Source organism: Streptomyces sp. NPDC091209 (assembly GCF_044757755.1).
Lineage (GTDB): Bacteria > Actinomycetota > Actinomycetes > Streptomycetales > Streptomycetaceae > Streptomyces.
In genome coordinates this window covers 162,589-189,356 of record NZ_JBIVVR010000013.1, presented here as the reverse complement: position 1 = coordinate 189,356, position 26,768 = coordinate 162,589, and the positions used below count along the sequence as shown (strand labels likewise).

General features: G+C 70.0%; 21 protein-coding genes and 1 pseudogene. 12 read left to right on the top strand and 10 right to left on the bottom strand.

The features are described 5' to 3' along the window. Positions 1–3 precede the first annotated feature (3 nt). Positions 4–444 carry a MarR family winged helix-turn-helix transcriptional regulator gene (locus tag ACIQRL_RS32055; RefSeq protein WP_401338089.1) on the bottom strand — a complete coding sequence of 147 codons (441 nt, stop codon included), beginning with the start codon at positions 442–444 and terminating at the stop codon, positions 4–6. Between the two features lie 519 nt (positions 445–963). Here ACIQRL_RS32055 and ACIQRL_RS32050 point away from each other — a divergent pair. Then, positions 964–1,800, top strand: a complete 837-nt coding sequence (locus ACIQRL_RS32050) for a calcium-binding protein (RefSeq protein ID WP_401338087.1) — start codon at positions 964–966, stop codon at positions 1,798–1,800. A gap of 186 nt (positions 1,801–1,986) precedes the next feature. Here ACIQRL_RS32050 and ACIQRL_RS32045 read toward each other — a convergent pair whose 3' ends face one another. Next, the gene (locus ACIQRL_RS32045) at positions 1,987–2,310 is read right to left on the bottom strand and encodes a hypothetical protein (protein WP_401338085.1); all 324 of its coding nucleotides are present in this window, start codon (positions 2,308–2,310) and stop codon (positions 1,987–1,989) included. Positions 2,311–2,681: 371 nt separating this feature from the next. Then, positions 2,682–2,762 (bottom strand): annotated as a pseudogene (locus ACIQRL_RS32040) (DUF664 domain-containing protein); the annotation flags it as partial. A gap of 467 nt (positions 2,763–3,229) precedes the next feature. Between ACIQRL_RS32040 and ACIQRL_RS32035 the strand changes: the two are divergent. Continuing rightward, the gene (locus ACIQRL_RS32035; protein WP_401338083.1) at positions 3,230–5,215 is read left to right on the top strand and encodes an ABC transporter ATP-binding protein; all 1,986 of its coding nucleotides are present in this window, start codon (positions 3,230–3,232) and stop codon (positions 5,213–5,215) included. A 132-nt stretch (positions 5,216–5,347) separates the two neighbouring features. Here the strand turns inward: ACIQRL_RS32035 and ACIQRL_RS32030 are convergent, their stop codons facing one another. Beyond that, positions 5,348–6,370: a helix-turn-helix transcriptional regulator gene (locus tag ACIQRL_RS32030; RefSeq protein ID WP_401338081.1), complete on the bottom strand. Its 1,023-nt coding sequence runs from the start codon at positions 6,368–6,370 to the stop codon at positions 5,348–5,350. Between the two features lie 95 nt (positions 6,371–6,465). On the opposite strand from ACIQRL_RS32030, the gene ACIQRL_RS32025 reads away from it, so the two are divergent. From ACIQRL_RS32025 to ACIQRL_RS32015, 3 genes are all read left to right on the top strand, one after another. Beyond that, positions 6,466–7,050 (top strand): DinB family protein, encoded by a 585-nt coding sequence (locus ACIQRL_RS32025; protein ID WP_401338079.1) that lies wholly within the window; start codon positions 6,466–6,468, stop codon positions 7,048–7,050. Between the two features lie 223 nt (positions 7,051–7,273). Beyond that, positions 7,274–8,386 (top strand): winged helix DNA-binding domain-containing protein, encoded by a 1,113-nt coding sequence (locus ACIQRL_RS32020; RefSeq protein ID WP_401338077.1) that lies wholly within the window; start codon positions 7,274–7,276, stop codon positions 8,384–8,386. 286 nt (positions 8,387–8,672) lie between these two features. Further along, positions 8,673–9,512, top strand: coding sequence for an RNA polymerase sigma factor SigF (locus ACIQRL_RS32015; protein WP_401338237.1), 840 nt, complete (start codon positions 8,673–8,675; stop codon positions 9,510–9,512). A 112-nt stretch (positions 9,513–9,624) separates the two neighbouring features. Here the strand turns inward: ACIQRL_RS32015 and ACIQRL_RS32010 are convergent, their stop codons facing one another. After that, the gene (locus ACIQRL_RS32010; protein WP_401338075.1) at positions 9,625–10,302 is read right to left on the bottom strand and encodes a helix-turn-helix domain-containing protein; all 678 of its coding nucleotides are present in this window, start codon (positions 10,300–10,302) and stop codon (positions 9,625–9,627) included. A 639-nt stretch (positions 10,303–10,941) separates the two neighbouring features. On the opposite strand from ACIQRL_RS32010, the gene ACIQRL_RS32005 reads away from it, so the two are divergent. From ACIQRL_RS32005 to alc, 4 genes are all read left to right on the top strand, one after another. Then, entirely contained in the window at positions 10,942–12,441 is a 1,500-nt protein-coding gene (locus tag ACIQRL_RS32005) for a cytosine permease (RefSeq protein WP_401338073.1), read from the top strand. 49 nt (positions 12,442–12,490) lie between these two features. Beyond that, positions 12,491–13,834, top strand: coding sequence for an allantoinase AllB (gene allB / locus ACIQRL_RS32000; protein ID WP_401338071.1), 1,344 nt, complete (start codon positions 12,491–12,493; stop codon positions 13,832–13,834). Positions 13,835–13,877: 43 nt separating this feature from the next. Beyond that, a complete protein-coding gene (locus tag ACIQRL_RS31995; protein WP_401338069.1) occupies positions 13,878–14,612 on the top strand; it encodes an aspartate/glutamate racemase family protein in 735 nt (244 codons plus the stop codon). A gap of 117 nt (positions 14,613–14,729) precedes the next feature. Further along, positions 14,730–15,884 carry an allantoicase gene (alc, locus tag ACIQRL_RS31990; protein WP_401338067.1) on the top strand — a complete coding sequence of 385 codons (1,155 nt, stop codon included), beginning with the start codon at positions 14,730–14,732 and terminating at the stop codon, positions 15,882–15,884. Between the two features lie 419 nt (positions 15,885–16,303). Here alc and ACIQRL_RS31985 read toward each other — a convergent pair whose 3' ends face one another. Beyond that, on the bottom strand, positions 16,304–17,167 hold the full coding sequence (locus ACIQRL_RS31985) for a glycoside hydrolase family 19 protein (RefSeq protein WP_401338235.1): 864 nt from the start codon (positions 17,165–17,167) through the stop codon (positions 16,304–16,306). A gap of 541 nt (positions 17,168–17,708) precedes the next feature. Here ACIQRL_RS31985 and ACIQRL_RS31980 point away from each other — a divergent pair. Further along, the gene (locus ACIQRL_RS31980) at positions 17,709–19,040 is read left to right on the top strand and encodes a beta-1,3-glucanase family protein (RefSeq protein WP_401338065.1); all 1,332 of its coding nucleotides are present in this window, start codon (positions 17,709–17,711) and stop codon (positions 19,038–19,040) included. A 231-nt stretch (positions 19,041–19,271) separates the two neighbouring features. Here ACIQRL_RS31980 and ACIQRL_RS31975 read toward each other — a convergent pair whose 3' ends face one another. After that, positions 19,272–20,015 carry an SOS response-associated peptidase gene (locus ACIQRL_RS31975; RefSeq protein WP_401338063.1) on the bottom strand — a complete coding sequence of 248 codons (744 nt, stop codon included), beginning with the start codon at positions 20,013–20,015 and terminating at the stop codon, positions 19,272–19,274. Between the two features lie 516 nt (positions 20,016–20,531). Here ACIQRL_RS31975 and ACIQRL_RS31970 point away from each other — a divergent pair. Together ACIQRL_RS31970 and ACIQRL_RS31965 are read left to right on the top strand one after the other, a co-directional pair. Further along, complete coding sequence (locus tag ACIQRL_RS31970; protein WP_401338061.1) at positions 20,532–20,951, top strand: MerR family transcriptional regulator; 420 nt, start codon at positions 20,532–20,534, stop codon at positions 20,949–20,951. Positions 20,952–21,006: 55 nt separating this feature from the next. Beyond that, the gene (locus ACIQRL_RS31965) at positions 21,007–21,846 is read left to right on the top strand and encodes a maleylpyruvate isomerase family mycothiol-dependent enzyme (RefSeq protein WP_401338059.1); all 840 of its coding nucleotides are present in this window, start codon (positions 21,007–21,009) and stop codon (positions 21,844–21,846) included. A 102-nt stretch (positions 21,847–21,948) separates the two neighbouring features. Here the strand turns inward: ACIQRL_RS31965 and ACIQRL_RS31960 are convergent, their stop codons facing one another. The 3 genes from ACIQRL_RS31960 to ACIQRL_RS31950 form a co-directional block, all read right to left on the bottom strand. Then, positions 21,949–22,728, bottom strand: a complete 780-nt coding sequence (locus ACIQRL_RS31960; protein WP_401338057.1) for an alpha/beta fold hydrolase — start codon at positions 22,726–22,728, stop codon at positions 21,949–21,951. Positions 22,729–22,805: 77 nt separating this feature from the next. Then, a complete protein-coding gene (locus tag ACIQRL_RS31955; RefSeq protein ID WP_401338055.1) occupies positions 22,806–23,942 on the bottom strand; it encodes an alpha/beta hydrolase in 1,137 nt (378 codons plus the stop codon). Further along, positions 23,939–26,704, bottom strand: coding sequence for a thioester reductase domain-containing protein (locus ACIQRL_RS31950; RefSeq protein ID WP_401338053.1), 2,766 nt, complete (start codon positions 26,702–26,704; stop codon positions 23,939–23,941). The genes ACIQRL_RS31955 and ACIQRL_RS31950 overlap by 4 nt, the downstream gene beginning before the upstream one ends. Positions 26,705–26,768: the final 64 nt, after the last annotated feature.

The window sequence follows — 26,768 nt, the reverse complement described above, 5'->3', positions numbered from 1 at the left end:
GCGTCAGATGTTCTGAGCCAGCCGCTCCAGCAGCGGCGCGGCCGCCGCGAGCTGCTCCAGCTCCGTCGGGGTGAACGAGCCACTGGTGAGGGCCCGTGCGATGAGTTCGGTCCGCGCGTTGCGCTTGTTCTTGAGCGCCTGCCGACCAGCGTCGGTGACCGTCAGCACGACGCGTCTGCCGTCCTGCGGATCGGGGCGGCGCTCGACCAGGCCACGAGCCCGGAGCGCGCCGAGCGTCGCCCCCATGGCCTGTGCGGTGATCTGTACTTCCCGGGCCAGCGCCGAGGAGGTCGTGGGGCCCGAGCGGTCCAACCGAGACAGGGCGGTCCGCTCCGGCATCGTGAGCCCGCCGTCGATCGGTACTTGACGTACCCGTCGCACCAGCACGCTGAGACTCGCCAGCAGCGCCGCGGCGACTCCGTCAGGGTCCAGGTCATCACTCATGCACTAAGGCTACTTTATCAATCTGCCTTAGTAAATCGAGGCGGTCGGAGGTCACCGCGATCGCCCGAACACCATTGGCGCCGTCCCCCGCCGTGCGAGCCGCCGTGCGAGCCGCCGATAGGAGCCGGTTCGCGGAAGGTGAGCCGGAATCCGACTGCGCGAGCCGTCCGCCACCGCCACCGCCAGCCATAGGACCGGAATGCCCCGCCCCTGCCTGCATCGGCACTCTCTCCCCGGAAAGGAAGCGAAGGAGAGGCGAATTGCCAGCACCTCCCGGGTTAACCACAGGAAAATCAAGGTTGCCTGCGGAATCGAGCGAAGTTCCGGCACAACCTCCGCTCGCGATGCGGTGTCTAAGCCTGTGATCGGAGACCACTACCCCGCACAGAGCTGCGGGTTCACGACTCGATCGCCGCTCGCTGGCCACCGTGATGACGGTGGCAGCGGTGACGACGAATTCACCGGCGCCTTTCTTCGTCGGTCCTGATCATCACTGATTCCGTGAAGGGTTAATTCCGCATGCGCACGTTAAAAACCATGGCCGCCACCACTTCTCTCGCTCTCGCCCTCGGCGGAGGCGTGTTCGCCGCGTCCACCGCCCAGGCGGCCACGGCGAGTTCTGCCGCGCTCGTCCACGCCGACGGAGAGCTCTGGTACAAGGCCGGCACCGGACAGACCAACAACCTGACGGTCACGGCGAAGGTCGTCGACGTCGACCCCTCGCAGTTCGGTGAGGACTACCTCCTCACCTTCCGCGACAAGTTCAACATCACCATCTCCACCAACGAGTGCAGCTACCCGTCGGCGTCCGACCACAAGGTCGCCCAGTGCACCGTGGCCATCCCGCTGGGCTCCGACGACTCGGACGACTACGACGTCGACCTCGGTGACGGCAACGACACCGCGACGGTCACCGGCTCCGCGTACACCTCGATCCACGGCGGCAAGGGCAACGACGTCCTCAAGGGCAGCCCCGCCGCCGTGTTCTACGGGGACGACGGCAACGACCGCCTCGACGGTGGCGGAGGCGTCTGGGCCGTAGGCCCCTTCGGCGGCGCGGGCAACGACACGATCACCAGCTGCAACGCCGCGTGCCACGGCGGTCCCGGCAACGACACGATCACCGGCACCGCCTCGGGGCAGGAGTTCGGCATGTACGGGGACGACGGCAACGACGTCATCCACGGCGGCTCCGGCGCCGACCTCATCTACGGCGGCAAGGGCAACGACAAGCTGTACGGCGACAACGGCAACGACAAGATCTACGGCAACAGCGGCAACGACCTGCTGCACGGCGGCGCCGGCACGGACACGCTCTCCGGCGGCCCGGGCACCGACAAGGTCTACCAGAACTAGACCAACCAGAGCCCAGGGGCATCAAGACCTTCAGGGGCGTGGGGGAGCGCTGTCTCCCTCACGCCCCTGCCCGGCATCTCGGACGGAGCCCGGCTGAACGGCCCCTACGAAGTGGGTCCGCTGCCCTCCGAACTCACCTGAGATGACACGTAGGGGACTTGGCCACCCGGAGGCCGCGTCGGCCCGTCACGTCGCCGGGTGCCCTTCCAACTCCCGCCGCCTGGCGGCCAGTGCCCTCGCCAGCACCTTCGCCCGGTAGGGATTCGCGGTGCCGAGTGCCGTCGCCACTGTCACCGCCTCCTCCAGCAGGGCCAGCCGTCGCTCGGGCAACTCCCGTACCAGGGGCGAGGCGCCGGCCTCCACCAGGACGTACGCCAGCTTCGACCCGTACACCTCCGGCTCGACCTGTGTCAGAAGGCGGTAGATCCACAAGCCCTCCGCGCCGCGCACCACCCGTCGGTTGGCGCTGAGCAGCTTGACCCTCGCCAGTACGACCATGTCCTGATCCACCGATCCCCCTTCGTTCCCCAACTCCCGATCCGCTCCCGTCCCATGACGAGGCAGCACAGCGAACGCGTCGGCAGCCGAGAACGGATGCCGACACGAACGCCGGAGAGTGGATGACGACGAGTCTGCGGGCGGACCACCACCTGCGACAACCCTGAACGGACGTGCGCTCCGTCCTACCGCACAGGGCCCCCGAGCAGGCATGATGGACCTGACACTCCCCCGGGCTCGGCCCAACCGACGGCCGCCCCTGGGGTACGCGTCCGGCGGAGCACTTCGCACAACCCGAGCTCTCCACCCAAGAGTTGCCCTGTAACTGCTGGTCGCAGTGAGCCCGTAGGGCCGACCGGCCTCGGCCGAAGAGGAAGGACGGGCTACTCGCCTGCGGCGCCGTCGATGGCCTCGCGCAGGAGGTCCGCGTGGCCGACATGGCGGGTGTAGTCCTCGATGCAACCTACCGCGCGCCCCCTTCATGCTGCTCCCCTGGAGGTCCATCGCTCCCAGGAAGGACGTGGCCGTCACGTGCTCACGACACAGGCCGAGTGGAACTCCAGTTACGCCGGGGGTCGGCGCCATGACCGACTCAGCGACCGCGGAAGGTCCTTGCTCGCCGTCCATGCGCCTGCCCCGGCTGTGCGAGGGGCCCTCGACGTCGGGTGCGGAGTCGGTGGACGGCGGCCCATCTGTCCACGCCGGGCTACCGACGGACCCTGCGCGCGCTCGGCCGTCGCCTGCGACCTGGAGGCGCCATCGTGGTCATCAGGCCTCTTGCCTGGTGTCCATTGTCCGAGCCCGGCGGCTGTGCCGGCGGTCGCGCCGTGCGACCGGCCCTTGCCCGTGGCGCGCGCATGACGTGCTGCGAGACGAGCCGCCGTCGTCCATCCGGATGCGGGTTCCGGCACCTCGGTCGTGGGAGACGAGCATGAGGTTTCTGGGTCGCGTACGGATGGCCGAGCCGAAGGTCTCCGATGCGGAGCGGGAGTTGTTCGGCGGTCCGCTTCGTTACGACATGGGCTGGTCCGAACACGAGCGCGCACGACTCGACTTGACCATGATGTCCGCTCTGCGCTCCATGCCGGCGCTGGTCGGTGCCACCCTGCGGATGGCATGGAACGCCGACAGGCGAGCGTTGTCGGCTGTGGCGATCAGTGAAATCGGGCAGGGCATCGCCGCTGCGGTCAGCCTGCTCGCGGTGAACGCCGTCATGCACGCGCTGCTGGGCTCGGGCACGCCGGTCGAGCGCTTGCACGGGGTCCTGCCCGGCCTGCTGACCGCGGCGGGAATCGCGGTGGTCAACTCCGCGCTGGCCGGATGGTCCACCTCACGGGCGGGCCGCCTTGAGCCTCTGGTCGAGCGGATCGCCACCACCCAGTACCTGACCGCGGCCACAGCGGTCGAGCTGGAGGCCATCGAGGACCCGGACTTCCGGCGGCTGATCGACGTCGCCCAGTACGGTGCCCAATCCGCTCGCGACATGATCGGCGCCTGCGTGGCCGCCATGAACGGCACCATCTCCCTGATCGCCACGGCCGGTGTCCTCACGGTCCTGCACCCGGCCCTGCTGCCGATGCTGATCCTCATCGCGGCGCCACGCGGCTGGGGCGCGATGCGGGTGGCGCAGGAGCGCTACGTGTCGGTGATGAGCTGGATCGAGCACGTGCGCGCCAGTCGCCTCATCGGCAACCTGCTGACCGAGCGCACGGCGGCCCAGGAGGTACGTATCCACGCCGTCGGCCCGTTCCTGCTCAGCCGGTATCAAGGGATGGCCGAGAGCGCCGAGGCCGAGCAGGGACGCCTGGCGTCCAGCAAGGCCGTGACCGAGTGGGTCGCCTCCGCGTTGTCGGGGCTCGCGCTGGCCGCCACGTACGGAACGATGTTCTGGCTGGTCATCAGTGGGCACATGAGCCTGGCGGTGGCGGGCACAGCGGTCATCGCCGTCCGTTCCGGCTCGGCGAGCCTGGGCGCGCTGGTGATCAACGTGAACCAGCTGCACGAGGAATCCCTCTACATCCGCGATCACGCTCGTTTTCTGGACGAGGCGGCGAGACGCGCCATCCCCGGCGGGGGCGAGCCCGTTCCGCCACAGGTCGAGCAGGTCGTCCTCGACCAGGTGAGCTACCGCTATCCCGACCGCGAAGACGCTGCCCTGGACAGGGTGTCGCTCACCCTGCCCATGGGCTCGATCACGGCCGTGGTGGGCGAGAACGGCTCGGGCAAGAGCACGTTGGTGAAGGTGCTGTCGGGTCTGCTGCTGCCGCAGAGCGGGAGCGTGCGGTGGGGCGACGCCGAGGTGACCTCCCTGGACCGCTCCCAGGTTTTCGACCGGGTCGCGCTGCTCACCCAGGATTTCCAACGCTGGCCCGTGACAGCCGCGTTGAACATCCGGATCGGCCGGCCCGCACGCGAGGCCACCGAGGAAGAACTGCAACCGTCCGTCGACTACGCGGGAGCCGAGGCGGTCATCGCGAAACTGCCGGACGGCCTGCGGAGCCTGCTGGCACGGATGTTCCGCGGTGCCAGCGAACTCTCGGGCGGGGAGTGGCAGAAGGTCGGCCTGGCCCGTACCCACTGGCGCAGCGCCACGTCCACGGCGGACGGCGTCCTCATCGTGGACGAGCCCACCTCGGCGCTCGATCCGGAAGCCGAGATCGCCGCCTTCAACCGCATCCGCCGTCTCGCCGCCCCCAACAGGGCGGTTGTCCTGGTCACCCACCGCATGTCCGGCGTCCGTCATGCCGACCGCATCTACGTGCTGCACCGGGGCCGACTGGCCGAGTACGGAAACCACGACGAGTTGGTGGCGGCTCAGGGCCGCTACGCCGCGATGTTCGACGCCCAAGCCGCCCAGTACGCCCCTGCCCCTCCCCTTCCGCGCCCGTCTTCGCCCTCCGTCGCAGATCGCACCTGACCGCCGTGCCCCCAAGCCTGCAGCACCGCGCCCGCTGCGGGTCGATTCCCCATCCGGCGTCGGCCCGGGGTACGGCTTCGGAGAATTCTGGGGAGCCTCGCGGTGGAGAGTTTCGCTCGGTGACAGAACTGGTCAGTGGAGCGGGGGCGGTGTGTGGGTTGCGGCGTCGGCGTAGCGGCGGGCCAGGTGGGCGAAGGCGTCCTTGAGCTCGGGTGGGCCGACGACTTCGATATCGGCGTCGAACCTGCCGATGGAGGCGGCCAGGCCGGGCCATGACCACGAGCCCAGGATGAGCCGGCAGCGGTTCGTGCCGAGTTCCTCGACGATGCCGTCGCGGGCGTGGCCGGAGACGGTGGCTGCGGGCAGGTCGAGGATCACCTCGCCGCGACAGGGCCAGTCGCCGGAGCCGTCGGAGCCCCGGAACCTCCCGGCCACGAAGGCGGCCACATCGCGTCCGGGCAGTTCGCGCGGGGTGAAACGGGGCCCCGTAGGGATGCGTGGGGTGATCCGGTCGGCGCGGAAGGTGCGCCAGTCCTCGCGGTCGAGGTCCCACCCGAGGAGGTACCAGCGTCCGCCCCAGGTGACGAGGTGGTGGGGCTGCACCCGGCGGGGTGGGCTTGCGGTGGGCTCGTCGTCGCCGGCTCGCGGCGCGGATGCGGATACGGATGCGGATACGTAGTCGAAGCGCAGCAGCTCTCGGGCGTGGACGGCGGCGCTGAGCGTCATGAGGACAGCGCTGTCGACCTGTGGGTCCGGCCGGATCGCGGGATGCTCGACGGCGGTGACGCGGAGGACGTCGATACGGCTGCGCAGCCGGGCGGGCATGACCTGCCGGACGGTGGTCAGCGCGCGGGCCGCGGCTTCCTCGATGCCTGCACCGGTGGTGGTGGCGATCTGGAGCGCGATCGCGAGGGCGACGGCCTGCTCGTCGTCGAACAGCAGCGGGGGCAGCTCCGTGCCGGCGTCGAGCCGGTATCCACCGTCGGGCCCCTTGAAGGCCACGATGGGATAGCCGAGTTCACGCAGGCGGTCGACGTCGCGGCGCACGGTGCGCGGGCTGATGCCGAGGCGCTCGGCCAGGAGCGCGCCCGGCCAGTCGCGGCGCGCCTGGAGCAGGGACAGCAGGGAGAGCAGTCGCGCCGAGGTCTTCTGCATGACCCCCATGGTGCCCGGAGAAGCGGACACACCCTGACCGCTTCCCCTGCGATCGTCGTCCCGTACCCGAGAGCAACCGGAAGGACCTGAAGACGATGACCACCACGACCGGCACCACCACGTCCCCGACCCTCGACGCCGAGCGGGCCGATCTGCTGGACCAGCTCGGGGCCGCGCGGTCCGCCCTGCTCACCACCGTGCACGGGCTCGGCGACGAGCAGGCGGGCGAGCGCCCGACGGTCAGCGCGCTGTGCCTGGGAGGCCTGGTCAAGCACGTCGCGTCCATGGAGGACGCGTGGATGCGCTTCGTGGCCGAGGGACCGTCGGCCCTGCGCTACGACCTGCCCGAAGGCGTGACCTGGGGAGACTTCGCGGCGGGAACCGCCCGTGAGTACCCGCAGTGGGCGATCGACCACCAGAACGACTTCCGAATGCTGCCCGGCGACACGCTGACCGGCATCCTCGGGCGATACGAGCAGGTCGCCGCCCGGACCGCGGACGTCATCGCTGCCGCACCGGACCTGTCGGCCACCCACCCGCTGCCGGAGGCGCCGTGGAACGAGCCGGGGACGGTACGCAGCGTGCGCCGTGTACTGACGCACCTGATCGCCGAGACCGCCCAGCACGCCGGGCACGCGGACATCCTGCGCGAGACGCTCGACGGGCAGAAGTCGAGCTGACCGGCGGACTCCGCCGCATCGGGGCGGCGACCCGATCCGGCGCAGCGCGCCGAAAGGGTTGGGGCCGGGAGACGGACGACCGGCCCCAACCGGCCCGGTGTGCCGTGCCCGCGATCTCCGCGGTCTCGCTGCGCGCGCACCCGACGATGGCCTTCGGCACCACCCGCCCTCGCATCCGCGCGGCCATCATCGGGCTCGCGCCCTGGAGCAGCTGGAGGACCTCATGGCCCGCGCCGCAACCGTTCTGGACACCCGGGCGCTGAACCGTGCGGCGCTCGCCCGGCAACTCCTGCTCGATCGTTCCGACCTGCCGGTCCTCGACGCGGTCGCGCACCTCGGCGGTCTGCAGGCACAGGAGCCGCAGGAACCGTTCACCGGGCTCTGGTCACGCTTGCGCGCGTTCGACCCGGTGGCACTGGACGGCCTGTTGACCGGGCGGAGCGCGGTGCGGACCCACCTCATGCGCCGCACCGTCCACCTCGTCACCGCCGACGACGCCCTGGCCTGGCGGGCTCGCCATGACACCATGCTGCGCCAACGGGTGATGGGCACGTACCGCGACGAGCTCGGCGGGGTGGACCTCGATGAGCTCGCCGCGTCGGCCCGCGCGGTGCTGTCCGACGGCGAGCCCCGATCGATGACCGAGACGGCGCGGGTACTCGCCGACCGCTGGCCCGGGCCGAGCGCGAGGGCACTGGGCGAGATGGTGATCGCCGCCCTCGTCCCCGTGGTGCAGCTACCGCCGCGCGGGCTGTGGCGCGTGAGGTCGGGGGTGCGCAACACTCCGCTCTCCCACTGGCTGGGGCGCGAGATCGATCCGCCCGCCCCGATGGGCACCGACCCGGTCGGCGAGGCGCTGGTGCGCCGCTACCTGGCCGCGTTCGGCCCCGCCGCCTCGGCCGACCTGCGCGCCTGGTGCGGGCTCGCCGGACTGCCGGCCGCGGTCGCCGCCGTCCGAGGGGAACTGGTCGCCTTCCGCGACGAACGCGGCCGCGAACTGCTCGACCTGCCCGACGCACCGCGCCCTGACCCCGGCACACCTGCCCCGGTGCGGTTCCTGCCGGCGTTCGACAACGCGATCCTCGGCTACCACGACCGCAGCAGGATCATCGACGACGCCCACCGCGGCCTGTCCGTCGCAGGCGCCCGCGTCGTGCTCGTGGACGGACGCGTCGCCGCGACCTGGACCGTCGACACGGGCACCGTCATCGTCACCCCGCTGCGCGCCATCACCAGAGCGGAGCACACCGCCGTCACCGAAGAGGGCCAAGGTCTGGCGTCCTTCCTGTCGGACAACGACAGTTGCCGCGTACGGGTCGCGGCGACTCCCCGCTGAGCGACGCACCCGCGATGCTTGCCACGGCCTCGGACACCCTCGAACTTCGGATACGCCCTCGGTGACCACGCACGCCGAGCTGGCGACGTGGGTGCTGCCGCGGGTCAACCTCCCGGAACCGACGTCGGTTTCGATCTCGGCGGGCGAAGTCCAGCCGTACCTCGCCGGGCGGGAGGCCATTCGTCCGGCATGGGCCGGTGTGCATCTCCCAGCCGCGGGTACGCGCTATGTTGTCGGCTCCAGCAGTCGGCTGCACGGGGGTTGGACCATGTGGGAGGGGCCCGACATGAAGGTGACCGAGGCGACGGCGGAGCTGACGGTGGTGCTGCCGGACATCGCAGACCCGTCACGCGTCACTCCCAGGGACGCCCGCCAGTTGTCCAGGCTGTTCTTCGACCAACTCGCCGTTCTGGAAGAGGGCACGCCCGAGTACCAGTACGCGCGCAACACCCTCATCGAAATGAACATCACCCTCGTCCGCTTCGCGGCCGCGCGCTTCCGCAGCCGCGGCCAGGACGAGTTGGAGGACATCGTCCAGGTCGGCACGATCGGACTGATCAAGGCCATCGACCGGTTCGAGCTCACCCGCGAAGTCGAGTTCACCTCCTTCGCCGTGCCGTACATCGTCGGTGAGATCAAGCGCTTCTTCCGCGACACGAGCTGGGCCGTCCACGTTCCGCGCCGCCTGCAGGAAGCCCGCATCCAGCTCGCCAAGGCCACCGAAGAGCTCCGCAGCCGGCTCGGCCGTACCCCCACCGTCAAGGAACTCTCCGAGCTGATGTGCCTCAGCGAGGAAGAGGTCAACGAAGCACGCCTCGCCTCCAACGGGTACGCCTCCTCCTCCCTCGACGCCACCATCGGCTCCGGCAACGACGGCGAAACCGCGCTGGCCGACTTCATCGGCACCGACGACAACGCCCTCGAACTCGTCGAGGACTTCCACGCGCTGGCCCCCCTGATCGCCGAACTCGACGACCGCGCACGACGCATCATCCACATGCGCTTCGTCGACGAACTCACCCAGGCCCAGATCGGCGAGCACCTCGGCGTCTCCCAGATGCACGTCTCCCGCCTGCTGAACCGCACCCTCACCAAACTGCGCACCGGCATGCTCACCACCGACTGAAAACGCCCACGAGGCAAGGGTCTTCGCGCGCCGCCGCCCCGCCCTCGTACGGCGTCAGCGCCCGCGGCCGGGCAACGAACGGATCGGCCCGCAAGAAAACCGTGCCGGCCTCTCAGGAACGGTCGTGAGGTGGGGTCTGCAGGAAGAGCGAGACGAGTTCCGCCTTCTCGTGCCATGGATTGGTCAGCCGATGAGGTGTCGTCGCGGGGAACGTCAGGGTGTCACCGGGGGAAAGCTCATGACGCTCGGTTCCGACCTCGATGACGAGGCGGCCGGAGACGAGGTAGTTGAACTCGTGGCCGGCATGGCGCACGAACTCGTCGTTGGGCGGCGATGAGGCACCGGGTTCGTAGGTGAGGAGCAGGCAGTTCGCCCCGGGGAGGGACGGGCCGCTGAGCACCCTGAACGACTCTCCGCCGTGCAGGCTGACGGTCCGTTGGGCGCCGTGGGGGATGAACTCGACGGCGTGGCGCAGGTGGACGGCCAGGCCGTCCGGCTCGGGCCCCTGTTGGTCGGGGACGGCCGAGGGCGGCCCTGTCGCGGTGTGCGGCCTGTCCGGATCGGTGGAGAGTTCAGCGAGGGTGACGCCCAGGTTTTGGGCGATCTCGTAGGCGGTCTTGGCGCTCGCGCGGGTCTTGCCGGTCTCGATCTGCGAGAGGGCGCTCGCGCTGATGCCCACACGTCGGGCGAGCTCCCGCAGGGACAGGTCCCGCGCCTGGCGCGCTGCGCGAATGTTGTGCCCCAGGTCGGTGACCGGACTCTCAGAGGTCGGAAACGATCGGTCCGTCATGTCCAGCAGCCTAGCGCGCCACTTAACACTCTGGCCATGATGTAGCTCCTACCTTGCCAAAGAGTGTTAAGCACTGTGCAGTAAGTGCTTGACGGCCCGGCGGGCAGGTTGTTAGCTACCGCACAACGGAATGAAGTTTCCGTGAACCGGAATAACGTGCGCTGGACGCCTCCTTGCCGGGAAGAGAATCCACATGATCCAGTTACACCGACTTCACTGAACGGCAGGGCGCGCGGTCACCCGCCTCACGCTCCCCGCCGACACCTCGCACGGCTGCCGGGCCGGTGGCGCCAGGGGAGCACCGGCGCAGCCCGGTGAACGCCGAACCCCGTAGCGCTCGCCATCGCCGAACCATCCCGCAACGGCGCCGGGCAAACGGGTGAGCGACGAGATCTCCCCCCTCAACACCCCTGTCGGAGAAGGCCACACACCCTCGGCCTCCGCCGATGTCGTCGTGGCCGGAACCGGGACCGACGTGCTCACGTTTCGCAGCCTTCTCCAGACGGGTCCCTGACCCGGCCGATCCGCCTTCCAGTGCCCCGAGGGACTCGACGAAGTCCGTCACGGGCCGCGAACACCAATCGCCATCAGGCGCACCCTCCGGTCAGTCATGACCGCACACAGTCCTAGGGAGTTGCCATGACCGGTAACACCGGGTTTGCCCATTCCTCCGACGCATCCGTAAGCCCCGGCCAGAGCGCATCAGGCGCCGAATCGGCGCAGGACTACACCGACAGCGTGGTTCCGGCCTCCGAGCGCCGCTCCAACTTCCGCATGTTCCTGACGTTCCTCTCCATGCAGGCGACCTTCGGCGCCGCATACGTCGGCTACACCGCGCGCTTCGAGGGACTGAGCTTCACCCAGCTGATCATCGCGATGGCGATAGCCACGGTGGCGATGTCCCTGTACTGCATCGGCTCGGCGAACGCCGGCGCCGCGGTCGGGCAGACCACCTCGCTCATGACACGCAGCGTCTTCGGACGGCTGGGCAGCCGACTGGTCTCCGTGCTGCTGCTGATCAACGGGATGGGCTTCTACATCTTCACCGTGCTGTTCGTGATGTCCCTGCTCGGCGGACTGTTCACGGTACCCGCGGTCCAGGCGGTGACGGTCGGCATCGCCTTCGTCATGATCACCAACACGTACTTCGGTTTCGACGGCGTCCAGAGGTTCGCCCAGTACGTCGCCGTGCCGGTGGTGATGATCTGGGGCCTCTACGCGACGATCCGCGGGCTTGCGACCGTCTCGGGGAGCCAGCTGCACTCACAGCTCCACGTCGCGTCGCCCTCCTCGATACTCTTCGTGACGGGCGCGATGGTGGGCCTGTCGACCTGGGGCAACGAGGCCGATGTCTTCCGATACGCCAAGACCCGCCCGCGGTGGAACCTGCCGACGATCATCGTCTCCTACGCGGTCGGCTCCTTCATGTTCCCGATCATGGGATACGTGGTGGCGGTGCTGGCCAACCAGGCGGACTTCGGCCCGAGCATCAAGTACTTCGTGAACTTCTCCCTGTTCGGGCTGGTGGCCCTGGGGTTCGTCTTCTTCATCGTGAACCAGGCCGCGGTCAACGACGGCAACCTCTACATCGCGGTCAACGGAGTTCAGAACCTGACGTCCGAGCTGCCCCGGTGGCGTCGCAAGTACACCGTCCTGCTGCTCGGCGCCATCGCGGCGGGCCTGACCCTGATCCTGCCGAGCCTCCAGCAGACGTTCAACATCGTCACCGGCATCGGTGCCGTGACGGTGCCGACCGCGAGCACCGTCATGGCGATGGACGTCTTCGTCCTGCCGCGTCTGTTCGGCCTGCGCCGCCCGATGGACCGCGTCGCGCACTGGAGGCACACCGCACGGGCCAACTGGCCCGGCGTGGTCGCGGTGGTCGCGGGCACGGTCGTCGGCACGGTCACCGGCGGCCTGATCCCGGGAACGGCCGGGTTCCAGCACACCTACATCGGCTTCCCCGCCCTGCAGGCGTGGCTCACCGGCGCGGTTGTCTACCTCATCGGGGTGGCGCTGGTCCACAAGCGGGCGAACGCCACGGTCCTGCTCGGCTTCCCGCGCTTCGAGCCGGAGCCCGCCGAGGCGCCGGACGGCAGCCACGAGGTCCCGTCGGAGCTGGTGCCCGAGCTCTCCTGAGCCGGCCGGCAAAACACACACACGTACGGACGAGGGACGAGGAACCGGCATGGAACAAGTGGACACGGTCGTTCGCGCCGAGCGCGTGATGACATCCGAAGGGGAACGAGCCGCCTGCATCGGCATCGTGAACGGGCGGATCCGGTTCATCGAGGACATCGAAGCAGCCGTTCCGGCCCGGGAGGAAGTCCGCGTCGAAGCCGACGTGGTGGTACTCCCCGGGCTGGTCGACACCCACGTGCACCTTCAGGACCCGGGACAGTCCGCCTGGGAGGGCTTCGACTCCGGCACCCGGGCAGCGGCGGCGGGCGGCATCACCACGGTCGTCGACATGCCACTCGACAGTCTCCCGGTGACGGTCGACGTACCGGCCCTGGAGATCAAGCGCAAGGCGGCGAGCGACCGGAGCCATGTCGACGTCGGCTTCTGGGCCGGCGTCACCCCGTCCAACATTCCTCAGCTGGGCGAGCTTCACCGTGCGGGAGTACTCGCGTTCAAGTGCTTCCTCGCCAACACGGGCCTTCCCGAGTTCCCGCCCGTCTCCGTCGACGAGATGAAGGCGGCCCTGGCCGAGCTCAAGAAGTTCGGCGGCGTCCTCGCGGTCCACGCCGAGGACGCCGCCGAAATGGCCGCGATCCCGATGGTTCCCGGCCGCTCGTACCAGGAATTCCTGGCGGTACACCCGCCGCACATCGAGGACCTGGCGGTGAGCGCGGTGATCGAGGCGACGCGCGCCACCGGTGGGCGCAGCCACATCGTTCACATCTCCAGCGCTCGGGCCGCCGATCTCATCCACGCGGCGCGGGCCGACGGGCTCGACATCTCCGCCGAGACCTGCCCGCACTACCTCACCCTCACCTCGGTGGAGGTGCCGGACGGCGACACCTCGTTCAAGGTCTGTCCGCCGATCCGGGACGCGGCCAACGCCGACCGGCTGTGGGCGGCCCTGCGCGGCGACTCCCTCTCGATGATCGTCTCTGACCACTCGCCCTGTGCCATCGAGCACAAGGCCCTGGACAAGGGCGACTTCGCCGAGGCGTTCGGCGGCATCTCCTCGCTCCAGATCGCGCTGCCCGCCGTGTGGACCGAGGCACGGCGCCGCGGCCACTCGCTCGCGGACGTCGCCAACTGGATGGCCCGGCAGCCGGCCGAGCTCGTCGGGCTCGCGCGCAAGGGGGCGATCGCCCCGGGATACGACGCCGACCTGTGCTTCCTGGCACCCGACGACAAGTTCACCGTCGAACCGACAGCCCTGCACCACCGCCAGCCCATCACCCCCTACGCCGGGCGGGAACTGTACGGCGCGGTCCGCCAGACCTGGTTGCGGGGTCAGCGCATCGATTTCTCCCGCCCCCGAGGTCAACTGCTGACGCCGCACGGCGTCGCCCGCTAGCCGCTGTCCACCCACCCGATCTTCGATCGTGAAGGAGTGCCTGATGCGCATTCTGGTCGTCAACCCGAACACCACCGAAGCCATGACCGAGTCGATCGCCCAGAGCGCCCGGGACTGTGCTTCGCCCGGAACCGAGATCGTCCCGCTCACCCCGCTCTACGGGGCCGACGGCATCGACTGCAACTTCGAGAGCCTGCTGTCCGCCGTCGCGGTCATGGACCGCGTCGCCACCTACGACGAGCCCTATGACGCCGTGGTCATGGCCGGGTTCGGCGAGCACGGGCGCGAAGGCCTCCAGGAGCTCACCGACGTCCCCGTCATCGATATCGCCGAGGCGTCGGCCCACGTCGCCCTGATGATCGGCCGCCGCTACTCCGTGGTCACCACCCTCGCCCGCTCGATCGGATCGATCGAGGACCGCCTTCTCACCGCCGGACTCGCCGACCGCTGCGCCTCGGTCCGCTCCGTCGGCATGGGCACTCTGGAGTTCGACCAGAACCCCGAGGCCGGGATGGCCGCCATCGTCGAGGAGGCACGGCGAGCCGTCGAGGACGACCGGGCCGAGGTCATCTGCCTGGGCTGCGGCGGCATGGCCGGACTCGACAAAGCGATCACCGACGCCCTCGGCGTACCGGTGGTCGACCCGGTCGCCGCCGGAATCCGCCTGGCCGAGGCGATCGTGGGCCTGGGCCTGAGCACCAGCAAGGTCAGCACCTACGCGGCACCCGAGTCCAAGACGATCATCGGATGGCCGCTGTCCGAGCGCCTGGCGCTCTGAGCCCCTCGCCCCCGCCGGCCGAGCCGACGGGTTGAGCAACCGACCCTCGCACCCCGTACATCACCGACTCGCGGGCTGATTCCCGCGCCCTTGTTCCACCTGTGGAGGTTGTCCCCCATGTCCACCGATCACCCGTCCTCGACGGACCTGGCATCGCGGCTCGTCGGCGGCAGCGTCATCGCCGCAAGCGACGAGTCCTTCGGCGAGAAGGAGAATCTGCTCGTGCCGGGGGCCGCCGACTTCACTCCCGGCTCCTACGGCCACAAGGGTGAGATCGTCGACGGATGGGAGACCCGCCGCAGGCGCACTCCCGGACACGACTGGGCCCTGATCCGCCTCGGAGCGCCCGGAGTGATCCACTCCATCGACGTGGACACCAGCTTCTTCACCGGGAACTACCCCCCGGAGTGCCGCATCGAAGCCTGCGGTGTGGAGGGCTACCCCTCGCCGGAGGAACTCGCGGGAACCGATGTCACCTGGGAGGAGATCGTCCCGCGTTCCCCGCTCAAGGGCGACTCCCACAACGAGTTCACGGTGACGGAGCGGACCCGCTTCACCCACCTCAGGCTGTCCGTCTACCCCGACGGCGGCGTGGCCCGCCTGCGCGTGCGCGGACAGGCCGTTCCCGACCCCCGCCGCTTCGAGGGCCTCACCCCCGACCTCGCCGCCCGCGAACTGGGCGGCGTGGTGGAGACCAGCAGCGACACCTTCTACTCGTCGGCCGAGGTCCTCAACCAGCCCGGACTCGCCCGGCACATGGGCGACGGCTGGGAGACCCAGCGTCGACGCGGCCCGGGACACGACTGGGCAGTCGTCCGTCTGGCTGCCCCCGGGCGTCTGCGCCAGGTCGAGGTCGACACCTCCTACTACAAGTACAACGCGTCGAACAATTGCGCCTTGTACGGGGCCAACGCCGAGACGACGCCGGAGCCCGACTCGTCCGCCTGGTTCCCCCTGCTGCCCGACACCAGGCTCCAGCCCGACACCAGGCACTACTTCGACGTCACCGGCACCAAAGAAGTCACCCACGTACGCCTCGACGTGTTCCCCGACGGAGGTATCTCCCGCCTGCGCCTCCTCGGTTCGGTCGACGCCGCGGCGCGACTCGCCCTCGCCGTACGGTGGTTCAACTCTCTGCCCGCCGAACAGGCGCGGGCCGTCCTCACCTCAACAGGCACACCGGTGGACGCCGCGGCCGCGCTCACCGCCCGGCGGCCGCTCAGCGAGAATGATCCGGCCCTCGCGGAGATCCCCGCTCTGTTCGGCGAGTGAGGTCGCCCCGGCCGGCGCGGCACGCGCTCCCGCCCGGCCGGGACCCGCACCTGCCGCTCTTCCGTCCGAAGGCGCCCAACCCCCACCGCACGCACGTCGGTCTGCGGCTGCCTGCCTGCTCAGGGACGGCTCCTGCGGGCTGTTTCCCGTCGCGGTGCAGATCTCCAGCCGGACGTCGCCGGGCCGTTCCCCTTTCGACTCGCCGTCGGGTCCCGCGGCAGGATGGGTACCGGCCCTTCGTCCGGACCCAACTCGGCCCGGGCCGAGTTGGGTCCGGGCCGACTTGGGTCCGGGCCGACTTGGGTCCGGGCCGAACCTCCCCGTCCCGGGATCCGGCGAGCCCCGGCAGGGCCTGTTGCGGGCGGCGGCAGCAGGAACCTGTCCGGGGTGGCACGCCGAGCCGTGTTGCCGTAGGCCGGTCAGCAGGAGAGGTTGACTCCCGGCGTGACGCCGAGGATCGACGTGAAGCGCTGGTAGGCGTCCACGCGGCTCTGCACCTGCGCGGGGTTCCTGCCGTCGCACTCCAGCGAGCCGTTGATGCTGCGGATGGTCTGGCCGAAGCCCGCGCTGTTGACCATCGCGTTGTGCGGGGTCATGGTGCCGGGGCCCGACTGGGTGTTCCAGTACCAGAGGCCGGTCTTCCAGGCCACCGCCGAGTCGTTCTGGACGAGCCAGGGATTGCCCAGCAGGTCGATGCCGAGCGCGTCACCCGCGGCCTTGTAGTTGAAGTTCCAGCTGAGCTGGATCGGGCCGCGCCCGTAGTACGCCGCCTGTCCTGCCGGGCAGCCGTAGGACTGGCTCCAGTCGCAGTAGGTGGGGTAGTTGGCGGTGTTCTGCTCCACCACGTAGACCAGTCCGCCGGTCTCGTGGTTGACGTTCGCGAGGAACGCGGCGGCCTCCTGCTTCCTGACCGTGTCGCTGCCGCTGTTGGCGAAGGCGGGGTAGGAACTCAGGGCGGCCTTGAGGCCGTTGTAGGTGTAGAAGGAGTTCCGGTTCGGGAACATCTGGTTGAACTGGGCCTCGGAGACGACGAATCCGTCGGAGGGGTTCGTCGAGCCGCCGTCGCAGGAGTAGGGATCCCAGTACCAGGTGCTGATGACCGGGTCGTAGCCCGGGTTGTCGTGCTCGGCTATGTAGGCCTTGCCGTCCGTGTACCGGACGATGTTGCCGGTGGCGTAGGACTTTCCCGCCACCCAGTTCGGGTAGCTCGAACAGGACGCGGCGGACGCGCTCGCGGCCGGCAGCACTACCGGTGCGGAGGTTCCGATCAGAATCGCGGCCAGGAGGGAAGCGGCGCGAGCTTGTGACACAGGATCAGTCCTTTGCGGAGCAAGGCAGCGCCGGAGGCAGGCAGAGCCATGCGCGCACGTCGGCGGAGGGCCGACGCCGCAGAGTCCGGGCGGCCGTGGTGGGGGGTGTGGGCCACACTCAACCGCTTTGGTCTGTACCAGTCAAGGGTGTAGACCAGTCAGCCCCCGGCGACGGTGGCAGGAAATCGCCGCGGGGCTCCCTTCGGGCCTAAGGCTGTCCGAAGAAGCCAAGTCTTGAATGCGGGGCACGACACGGGCCCCGTCGAGCCGTCGGGGTCCGAAGGCTCCGGGCGATCAGGCGCGGCACAGGAGGCACCAGGCGGTACTCAGCCGTGCCGGACACCCGAACTCCCTCCATTTCGGCTTCAGTTGTTGACGTCTTGAACGTCCGGGGATACAACCCGGAGAGAGCGCTCTCCGTCTGCTGTTGCTCCGCCCCCACACACGCCTACCCGGCACGAGGAGACCCCGCATGCAGTCCTTGACCAGCGCCCCTCCCCATGGACCATCAGGCATGACCGTACGGGCAGGCATGACCGCACGGGCCCGTACGGCTCTCGGCTCGGTCGTCGTCCTGCTCGCCGCCTGTGTCGCCTTCCTGACCTCGTCACCCGCGCACGCCGCCGACCAACTGCTCTCCCAGGGACGGCCCGCCACGGCGTCTTCGGTCGAGAACGGCTCCTTCCCGGCGACGGCCGCGGTCGACGGAAACACCGGGACCCGGTGGTCCTCGGCCTTCTCCGACCCGCAATGGCTGCGCGTCGATCTCGGTTCCGTCCAGCAGCTCACCCGCGTCACCCTGAACTGGGAGGCCGCCTACGCCACGGCCTTCCAGATCCAGACCTCCACCGACGCGAACACCTGGGCCACGGCGTTCTCCACGACGACCGGCACCGGTGGCACCCAGAACATCGGCCTCTCCGGCAGCGCCAGATACGTGCGCGTCCTCGGAACGACGCGAGCGACCCCGTACGGCTACTCCCTGTGGGAGTTCCAGGTGTACGGGCCCGGCAGCACCACCCCGCCGGACGCCTTCTGGGGCACGACCAGCGACATACCCGCCGCGAACAACGCCGTCGAGGTGAAGATCCTCAACCGCACCAACGGCAAGTACCCCGACAGCCAGGTGTACTGGAGCTTCAACGGACAGATCCACTCCATAGCCGAGCAGCCGTACCTCGACATGCCGGCGAACTCCGCGGGCCGCATGTACTTCTACCTCGGTTCGCCGAACGGTCCGTACTACGACTTCATCGAGTTCACCGTCGGCAACAACGTCTTCAACGGCAACACCACCAGGGTCGACGCCTTCGGCCTCAAACTGGCCATGCGTCTGCACACCAAGGACGGGTACGACGCCGAGGTCGGTGAGGACCGGGCGACCTTCGCCGAGGACCGCGCGACCACCTTCCAGCGGTTCACCGCCGCCGTTCCGGACCAGTTCAAGGTGCTGGCCCAGAGCCAGGCCCCGTACCGGATCATCGCGCCCGGCAGCGACCCGAGCTTCCGGGCGGGCGGAGCCAACGCGAACTACTTCACCGCCTACGCCCAGTCCGTGGGCGTCGGCGCGGCCACTTCCGACATCTTCGGCTGCGCGGCGGCTCTGGCGGGCAACCCCGACATGTGCGCCGCCCTCAACCGCCATGTGGCCACCCTTCCGGCCTCCCAACAGGGCGACCCGGCCCAGTACTACAAGGCGGCGCCCGCGAACTACTACGCCAAGTTCTGGCACGACAACGCCATCAACCACCTGGCCTACGGTTTCCCGTACGACGACGTCGCGGGTCAGTCCTCCTTCATCTCCCACGCCAACCCGCAGTGGCTGCTGGTCGCCGTCGGCTGGTAGCCGTCTCGCGGATCACGGGGGCCGTGCCGGCTCGACACCCCCGTATCGGCGAAGGGGATCGATCACGACGCCGGGATTGAGGGTCCCGGACGGGTTCAGCACGGCCCCGCCCGCAGGGCGGCGGCGAAGAGGTCGGGGCGTGCCGGTCGCACCAAGGCCGGTGGTCCCGGCCCAACGTGTGGCGCGGATGGTGGCGCCTTGCGCGGCCAGGACTCCGGACCGTACCGACTCCTACAGGGGGATCTCGTCCAGGAGGTGGGGGCCGTTGTTGCGGACGCTGTTGACGGCCGGGGAGACGGGCCGGGCGTCGAGGTGGCCGTCGGCGGGCTGGGTGAGCAGGGCGCGCAGGTCGTGCGTGTCGTGGTGGTGCGGGTCCAGCCAGGCGTCGTAGTGCTCGGGGGTGAGTGCCAGCGGCATGCGGGGATGGACGCGGCCGGCCGCGTCGGTGGCCTCGGTGGTGAGGATGGTGCAGGTCGTCAGCCAGGCGGCGGGGTCGTCGTCCTGTTTGACCTCGGGATCGCGCCAGTACTCGTACAGCCCCGCGAGTGCCATCACCTGCTCGTCCTCGGGGTGGATGAAGTACGGCTGCTTGCGGGGCTTGCCGCCGGCCTCGTCCTTGATCTGCTGCCACTCGTAGAAGCCGTCGGCCGGGAGCAGGCAGCGGTGTTTCGCGAATGCCCGGCGGTAGGCGGGCTTCTCGTGCACGGTCTCCACCCGCGCGTTGATCATCCGCGCGCCGGCTTTCGGGTCCTTGGCCCAGGACGGCACCAGGCCCCAGCGCAGCGGCCGCAGCTCCCGCTCCGCCACCGCGGCATCGGCCTTCCCGCGGGGGGCGCGTTCGAGGACGGCCCATACGTTGTCGGTGGGGGCGACGTTCCAGTTCGGCGCGAGGGCCTCTTCGGCACGCCAGTCGGTGACCTGGAACAACTGGACCAGGTCCTGAGGACTGCGGGTGGAGGCGTAACGACCGCACATGCCGACCACTCTCCCACCCCTCCCCTGCGGTCCTCGCCGCGCCTGTGCCGTGTCGCGCCGACGAAGCCGGTGACGTCGCCCTGGCCGGGCGGACGAGCGGTCCCTCGACAGGAGAGGGCGCATTCCAGGGGCTTCCCGGCTCCGCGCGGGTGACGTGGGTGGGTCAGTGGCCGGCGGTGAGCTCGCCGCTGAGACGCTGGTGGATCCGGGCACTCGGCTGGTTCAGGCCGATGATCTCGACGCGCTCGGCTGGTTCAGGCCGCTGATCTCGACGGACTTGCCGCGCTGTGCGTACGTGGCCTCGATCGCGTCCAGGGCCGCGACGGAGGAGGCGTCCCCCGCCCGGCGGTCGGTCGCACGACCTCTGGTTCCCCGCTATGGGAGCGGGGACGGCTTGGAGCCGACCCCGACGATCACTTACCTTACCCTAACGTTAGAGTAGGGTTTGGGTCCCGAGGACCGAAGGCCATGGCCTGAGGGCCAACGGCCTTGGCGACAGCAGGGAAGGGCGTCCGCGTGAGCAGCGAGCACATGCAGATCGGCGAAGTCGCCGCGCGGACCGAGCTGTCGTTGCGCACCATCCGGCACTATGAGGAGACCGGCCTGGTCACTCCCTCCGCCCGCTCCCAGGGCGGCTTCCGCCTCTACACCGAGGCCGACGTGGCCCGCCTCATGGTCATCCGCCGGATGAAGCCGCTCGGCTTCACTCTGGACGAGATGCGCGACCTGCTGGACGCCACGGACCGCCTGGACTCCGGCGAGGAACTGCCCGCCGACGAGCGCGAAGCGCTCATGGGCCGCATGAGGGCCTACGAGCGGGCCGCCGCCCAGAAGATCGAGGATCTGCGGGTGCAACTCGCCCGTGCCGAGGACTTCGCCGCCACCCTGCTCACCCGCCTGGATCACCCGGATCCGGCCATCCCCCGTACCCGCTGACCGCGACGCGGTGCACGGAACGTCGTACGACCGTGCCGAGAAAGGTCACTCATCCATGACGAACCCGGACCACCCCGGCATGACGACCGCATGCCGCCCTGACCACGGCCGCCTTCACTCCCCCGTCGACCACCGGACGGCGGTCGCCACGGAGACCGCCCGGTTCGTCGCCGCGGTCAAGAACGCGGACCTGGTCACACCGGTGCCGAGCTGCCCGGGGTGGACGCTCGCCGACCTGGTCAAGCACACCGGCAGTGTCCAGCGCTGGTTCTCCGTGCTCCTGCGGACGCGCATCCAGGACCCCCCGCGCACACGTGAAGTGGACTTGCAGCTCCCGGAGCGGGAGAACGCATACGCGCACTGGCTGAGCGAGAGCGCGACCGTGGCCGCGGACGCGTTCGCGGCCACCGACCCGAACCTGCCGATGTGGGCGTGGGGGGTGGACCAGCACGCTCGCTTCTGGGCACGGAGGATGCTCTTCGAGACACTGCTGCACCGGGCCGACGCCGAACTCGCCCTGGGCGTTCGGCCCGCGATCGACGGACCGGTCGCGGCGGACGGAATCGATGAGTTTCTCGTCAACCTGCCCTTCGCCGCCTCCTTCGCCCCCAAGGTGGCCAACCTGCGCGGTCCCGACCAGAGCATCGTCTTCCGGGCAACGGACCAGGACGGTGCCTGGCTCGTCCGGTTGCGGCCCGACGGCTTCGGCCTCGACACGGCCCGGCCCACCGCGGACACCTCGGATATCGCAGACACCGCGGACGCCACGGTCCGAGGAACCGCGGCGGACTTGCTGCTGCTCGTGTACGGCCGCCTTCCCTACACCGCGCGAGCCCTCACGCACGAAGGGGACGAGCGCCTGCTGGCGCACTGGTTCGCCAACTCCGCGTTCTGACGCTCCACTTGTCCACGACGCCGAGGTGGTCCACGGATCGGGATCGCCGTCGTGCGGGCCGATCGGCAGCGCGTGTCCGCCCGGCCCGCACCACGTGCTCGGCTACGGCTGGTCGGTCACGAACTTGTCGACCACGGCGGTGAGTTCCGCCGGCTTCTCCACGGGCAGTTCGTGGCCGGCGTCCACGATCCGCACCACGGCGTCCGGGTAGGCCTTCGCCATCCGCAGCATCTGCGAGACGGGCAGTTGGATGTCGTGGTAGCCGTGGACCAGGAGGGTGGGGGTGCGGATCTCCCCGAGCCGGTCGAGGACGTCGAAGGACCGCATGGCGCCGTAGCACGTCATCACCACCTCGCGGGGCGTGTCCGCCGAGGCGCTGATGTACTCGCGGATCTTCTCGCGCGGGTAGCCGGGGGCGAAGGCCCGCTGGATGTTGGCGGCCACGAACAGCTTGAACGGCACCCTGGTGGAGACCGCCATCAGCAGGCCCCTCCCCCGGCTGTAGGTCATCCTGCTGATCGAGTTCACCAGCACCAGCCGCTCGACCCGCTCGGGATGGGCGAGCGTCAGGGTCTGCGCGATCATCCCGCCCATCGAGTGGCCGACGAGGACGAACCGGTCGAGCTCCAGGTGGTCGAGGACGGCGAGAACGTCACCGGCCAGCTCCGCCACGGTCCGCCGCCCCGACCCGCCGCTCTCCCCGTGCCCGCGCAGGTCCAGCCGTACCACCCGCCGCTTCTGGGAGAAGTGGTCCATCTGGTGGTCCCAGCGGTGCCGGTTGGCCGTCCAGCCGTGGATGAACACCAGGGGCACACCGTCACCGTCGCGGGGGCCCTCGTCGTCGTAGGTCAGCGCGGCGCCGTCGACTTCGAGCTGCGGCATGGGGCCTCCTGGAGTGCGGTCCGGTTACTCGCGGGTGCGGTTACTGGTCGGTACGGTATCCGGGCGCGGGGCCGCCGTCACCGTCGTTCGCCGAGGAATTCGAGGATGTGCCCGAACACGTCGAGGGCGGCGCCCCGGCCCAGGAACGTGTCCAGGTGGCCGTAGGCGGGGATCTCGGTGTACGACACGTCCAGTTGGGGCTGGCGGTGCGCCAGGACCTCGTGGCAGAGCTTCTGCGAATCCAGCCACAGTCCGTTCTCGCTGCCCGCGAGCAGCAGCACCGGGGCGTCGATCCGGGCGGCCGCGTCCAGCGCGTTGGGCGGCAGCGCCCGGTAGCGGTGATCGGTGTCGTGCCAGCGGACGACACTGCGGGCCAGTTCGATCCGGCGCAGGTGCGGCAGGATCCACAGGGGCGCCGGCCCGAGGAGCTCGGCGAGCCGGTCGTGGGTGGCCTCGGACAGGTTCTCGTGCAGGAACAGCGAGGCACCGGAGCCCCAGGCCGAGTTGTGGAGGATCTGGCAGGTCGGATCGGGGCAGCCCGCCCCGCGGGAGGCCAGCGCGAACAGGGGCGTGTACTTCGACCGGAGACCCACCTTGCGGAAGTCGACCGGGATGTGGTCGATCCGGTTCTTCAGCAGTTCGCCCGCCACCGTCATCCGCAGCGAGGTGCGCCCCGCGAGCTTCGGCGTCAGGAACACGCCCTGGGAGACGACTCCCGCAAGCCCGGGCACCAGCCCCGCCGTCATGCTCAGCGACAGGGTGAGCGAGCCGATGCAGTGGGCGACCACGAACAACGGCCGGTCGCCGATGCGTTCACGGATGCGGGAGACCGCTTCGGGGATGTCGTGGAGAGCGACGTCGTCGTAGGTGTACCGCTGGCCGGTCTCGTTGTACGGGAGCCGGCAACTGCCCCGCCAGTCGAGCAGCCAGGGCTCGTAGCCGTCGTCGAGCAGGACGTCGACGAGGTTGCGGGTCTCGGGCAGCAGGAACATGTCGGCGGACGCGGTGTGCCCGTGCAGGAGCAGCACGGCGGGCCGGTCCCGCTCGCCGCTGTCGATGCGGGTGAGTCCGAGGCGTACACCGTCCCCGGCGTGGAAGGGGATCTCCTCGACCCGTGCCGGGTCGAGGCGGTGGCGCAGCGGCCGTAGGGTCGTGCCCGTCCTGACCTTGCGGATCGCAGGCCTGGTGCGGGAGTTGGTGGTTCTGAGGATCATCGGTGGCGCTCCGAGGGGGTCTTGGTGCGGCGCAGGTCGAGGAGGTCCGCGGCGGCGCGGGCGAAGGGACCGAGCAGTCCGCGGCCCATCTCCACGCCGAACCAGGCGAGCCAGGTCAGCTTGGCGGCGCGCTTCTCCTGGCCGGTGAGTCGCGGGTCCACCTTGATGCCGTCGATCTGGTCGCGTACGTAGCTGTCCGCGGGCACGACCAACTCGCCCGCGAGACCGGCCGGTTCACCCTCGCGGCCGATCTCGACGCTCAGCGCGCGGGTCTGCCGCCATACGTCACGGCGGGCGCGGGCGTACTTGTGGCCCTCCAGCCACCAGCGGCCCCCGTCGGCGTCGCGCAATGTCAGTCGGTAGCGCAGGAGTTGGTGGCGCGTCCCGTGCCGCTGCGGGATGCCCTCCTCGGGGCGGATCCAGACGTCACCGCGTTCCACGAGCAGCGGCGCGGGATGGGCCGCGACGCACACCAGCTCGCCGCCGACGTCCACCCGGCGCTCCTTGACCAGTTGGTACATGCTCGCGATGGAGAGGGTGAGTGCCATCGAGCAGGGGGTGTCGGGGACGGCGCCGACCGGGCCCACGGCGCCCTCGGTCGTCTCGGAGAACCACAGGTACGGCTGGTCGTCCTTGTGCGGCAGCCGGGCCAGGCCGTCCTGGGCGAGCCGCTCGAACGTCCTCAATTGGGCCTGGGCGTCATAACGGGCCGCGGGGCGCAGTCCGAGCGCCTCGACGAGCGCGGCGGTGCGTTCGCCGGTGGCCGCGGGCCCCTTCAGGGTCGCCTCGCACAGTTTCAGGGCGGTGGGACTTCGCAACACCCGTGTGAGGAAGCCGAGTTCGGGAACAGGGTCGGCCTCCAGGCGGGCCAGGGCGTCGGTGCGCCATTCGTCCCAGTCCTGTACGCGCACGTGCATCCCGCCGTACGCCATGTCCTGCACGACGTCGTCGAGGGTGTTGGGTACGCCGGTCAGGTTGTAGTCGAATCCCCAGGCGTCGGGTTCGCAGATGACGCCTGCCGCGACCCGGCTCACCCAGTCCACCGGGGCCGCGTTCAGACAGCGGAAGGCGGGCACGGTGCGGAAGCGGCCGAACGCGGAGATGAGGCCGCTGCTGAGATCCTGCGGGTTGTGGGCACCGGTGCGGGTGTGGCCTCCGATGCCTCCCGGACGCATCGCGGTGACGATCAGGCCGTGGTCGCGGGCCCGCCGCAGGGCGACCTCGGCTGCCCATTTCGTCTGGTCGTAGCCCGCGACGAGGCGGTCGACATGGGCGAGCGGGTCGTCCTCGCCCATGGAGGCGATGCCGACCTCGTTGAAGACCGCGATCGAGGAGATGTGGTGCAGCGGCTTGGGCGGGCCGGTCGCCGCCAGTTCGGCCAGGGTCAGCGCGCCGATGACATTGCTCTGCCGCAACGACTGGTAGCCGCGCAGGAAGTCCACGGCCGCCGCCACGCCCACGACGCTGTCCATTTCGTGGGCGAGCTTGTTCCAGACGTCGTCGGACAGGCCGAGGTGCGGACGCCTGATGTCGCCGGGGACCACGGTCACCCGGCGGCGGATCTCCGACGACCAGGGCAGTCGGTAGCTCTTCAGTGCCTCGCCGAGGCGGGCCGTGGCCGCCTCCTCGTCGGCCGCGCGAACGAGGCAGTGGACGTGCGCGTCACTGTGCCTGAGCAGATCGAGGAGCAGATGGCTGCCGAGGAACCCGGTGGCGCCGGTGAGCAGGATCCGGCGGGGCGGCACGGGCTCGGGCGAGCCGCTCCAGGGCAGGCGGTCGGCGAGAGCGAGGTCGGCCAGGATCTGGTCGAGGTCTTCGGGACGGGCGGAAGGGTGCGGGGTGGCACCACTGGTGGCCCGAGCGGTGACCGTCGCCCCTGGCGGGATGCGGGGCGACGGGATGGACGGGGCGTCGGTGGCGGGGGCCGGACGGGAACCCGGGGCGAGAGCGGGGCTGAAGCCCGCAGCGGGAGCCGGGGCGGGGAACGGGAAGGTGTCCGGGTCCTGCGTGGTGCCGAGCATGTCGGTCGCCGGGACCGGGTCCAGGGTCCGTGCGGCTGTCGGGCTTGCCGCCACACCCGGTGCCGAGAGCGCCGATGTGGCACCAGCGGTCGCCAGCCAGCGCAGGGCGAGGCTGAGCGGCCGGGCGTCGGCGAACACCTCGTCCAGGTCGATCTCCATGCCCAGCTCGTCCTCAAGCGCCGCGACGAGTTCCACGGCGCCTACGGAGGTGCCCCCGGCGTCGAAGAAATCGGTGTCGGGCGACAGATGCCCTCCGGGCACGAGGGGACCGGCCGCCGCGGCGACGACAGCGGCCAGCGCGTCCGCGTCGGGCACGGCCGGTTCGGCAGAGGCGGCGGGTACGCCAGGTACGGCGGGTACGCCAGGTACGGCGGGTACGCCAGGTACGGCGGGTACGCCAGGTACGGCGGGTACGGCGGGTACGGACAGGGCGGCGGCCCCGCCGTCCGCCCCGGTACCGGTGTCGCCGGCAGCACCCGCGCCGGAGGCCACGGCTGTATTGCCCGCATCCGCATCCTGGTCCTCACCGGCGCGGTGGGCGGAGGTGTCTGCCCCCACCCCCACAACCGACTCCGTGCCGGTTCCGGTTCCGGCCGCTGCGGGTGCGGGCGTGGCTGTGGGGGCCTGCCTGATCCTCGCCAGCAGGGCTTCCACGCTCGGCCCGCCGTCACCCCGCTCGATCGCCTCACCGGTCGCCCGCTGTCCGGCGTACGCCGTCGCTTCCTCGTTCACTTCACGCATGAGAGCCCTTCACCCTGTGCACTGTCCTTTCCGCCCTGCCCTTTCGCACCACTTCCGCGGGGCG

Excerpts from the sequence above, each read along its gene's own strand:
- alc (WP_401338067.1), top strand. The coding sequence starts at position 14,730 with ATGTCCACCGATCACCCGTCCTCGACGGACCTGGCATCGCGGCTCGTC.
- ACIQRL_RS31995 (WP_401338069.1), top strand. The coding sequence starts at position 13,878 with ATGCGCATTCTGGTCGTCAACCCGAACACCACCGAAGCCATGACCGAG.
- ACIQRL_RS31955 (WP_401338055.1), bottom strand. The coding sequence starts at position 23,942 with ATGATCCTCAGAACCACCAACTCCCGCACCAGGCCTGCGATCCGCAAG.
- ACIQRL_RS32025 (WP_401338079.1), top strand. The coding sequence starts at position 6,466 with ATGACCACCACGACCGGCACCACCACGTCCCCGACCCTCGACGCCGAG.
- ACIQRL_RS31975 (WP_401338063.1), bottom strand. The coding sequence starts at position 20,015 with ATGTGCGGTCGTTACGCCTCCACCCGCAGTCCTCAGGACCTGGTCCAG.
- ACIQRL_RS31950 (WP_401338053.1), bottom strand. The coding sequence starts at position 26,704 with ATGCGTGAAGTGAACGAGGAAGCGACGGCGTACGCCGGACAGCGGGCG.
- ACIQRL_RS31960 (WP_401338057.1), bottom strand. The coding sequence starts at position 22,728 with ATGCCGCAGCTCGAAGTCGACGGCGCCGCGCTGACCTACGACGACGAG.
- ACIQRL_RS32035 (WP_401338083.1), top strand. The coding sequence starts at position 3,230 with ATGAGGTTTCTGGGTCGCGTACGGATGGCCGAGCCGAAGGTCTCCGAT.
- ACIQRL_RS31965 (WP_401338059.1), top strand. The coding sequence starts at position 21,007 with ATGACGAACCCGGACCACCCCGGCATGACGACCGCATGCCGCCCTGAC.
- ACIQRL_RS32050 (WP_401338087.1), top strand. The coding sequence starts at position 964 with ATGCGCACGTTAAAAACCATGGCCGCCACCACTTCTCTCGCTCTCGCC.
- ACIQRL_RS32015 (WP_401338237.1), top strand. The coding sequence starts at position 8,673 with ATGAAGGTGACCGAGGCGACGGCGGAGCTGACGGTGGTGCTGCCGGAC.
- ACIQRL_RS31980 (WP_401338065.1), top strand. The coding sequence starts at position 17,709 with ATGACCGTACGGGCAGGCATGACCGCACGGGCCCGTACGGCTCTCGGC.
- ACIQRL_RS32005 (WP_401338073.1), top strand. The coding sequence starts at position 10,942 with ATGACCGGTAACACCGGGTTTGCCCATTCCTCCGACGCATCCGTAAGC.
- ACIQRL_RS32030 (WP_401338081.1), bottom strand. The coding sequence starts at position 6,370 with ATGCAGAAGACCTCGGCGCGACTGCTCTCCCTGCTGTCCCTGCTCCAG.
- ACIQRL_RS32010 (WP_401338075.1), bottom strand. The coding sequence starts at position 10,302 with ATGACGGACCGATCGTTTCCGACCTCTGAGAGTCCGGTCACCGACCTG.
- ACIQRL_RS32055 (WP_401338089.1), bottom strand. The coding sequence starts at position 444 with ATGAGTGATGACCTGGACCCTGACGGAGTCGCCGCGGCGCTGCTGGCG.
- ACIQRL_RS32020 (WP_401338077.1), top strand. The coding sequence starts at position 7,274 with ATGGCCCGCGCCGCAACCGTTCTGGACACCCGGGCGCTGAACCGTGCG.
- allB (WP_401338071.1), top strand. The coding sequence starts at position 12,491 with ATGGAACAAGTGGACACGGTCGTTCGCGCCGAGCGCGTGATGACATCC.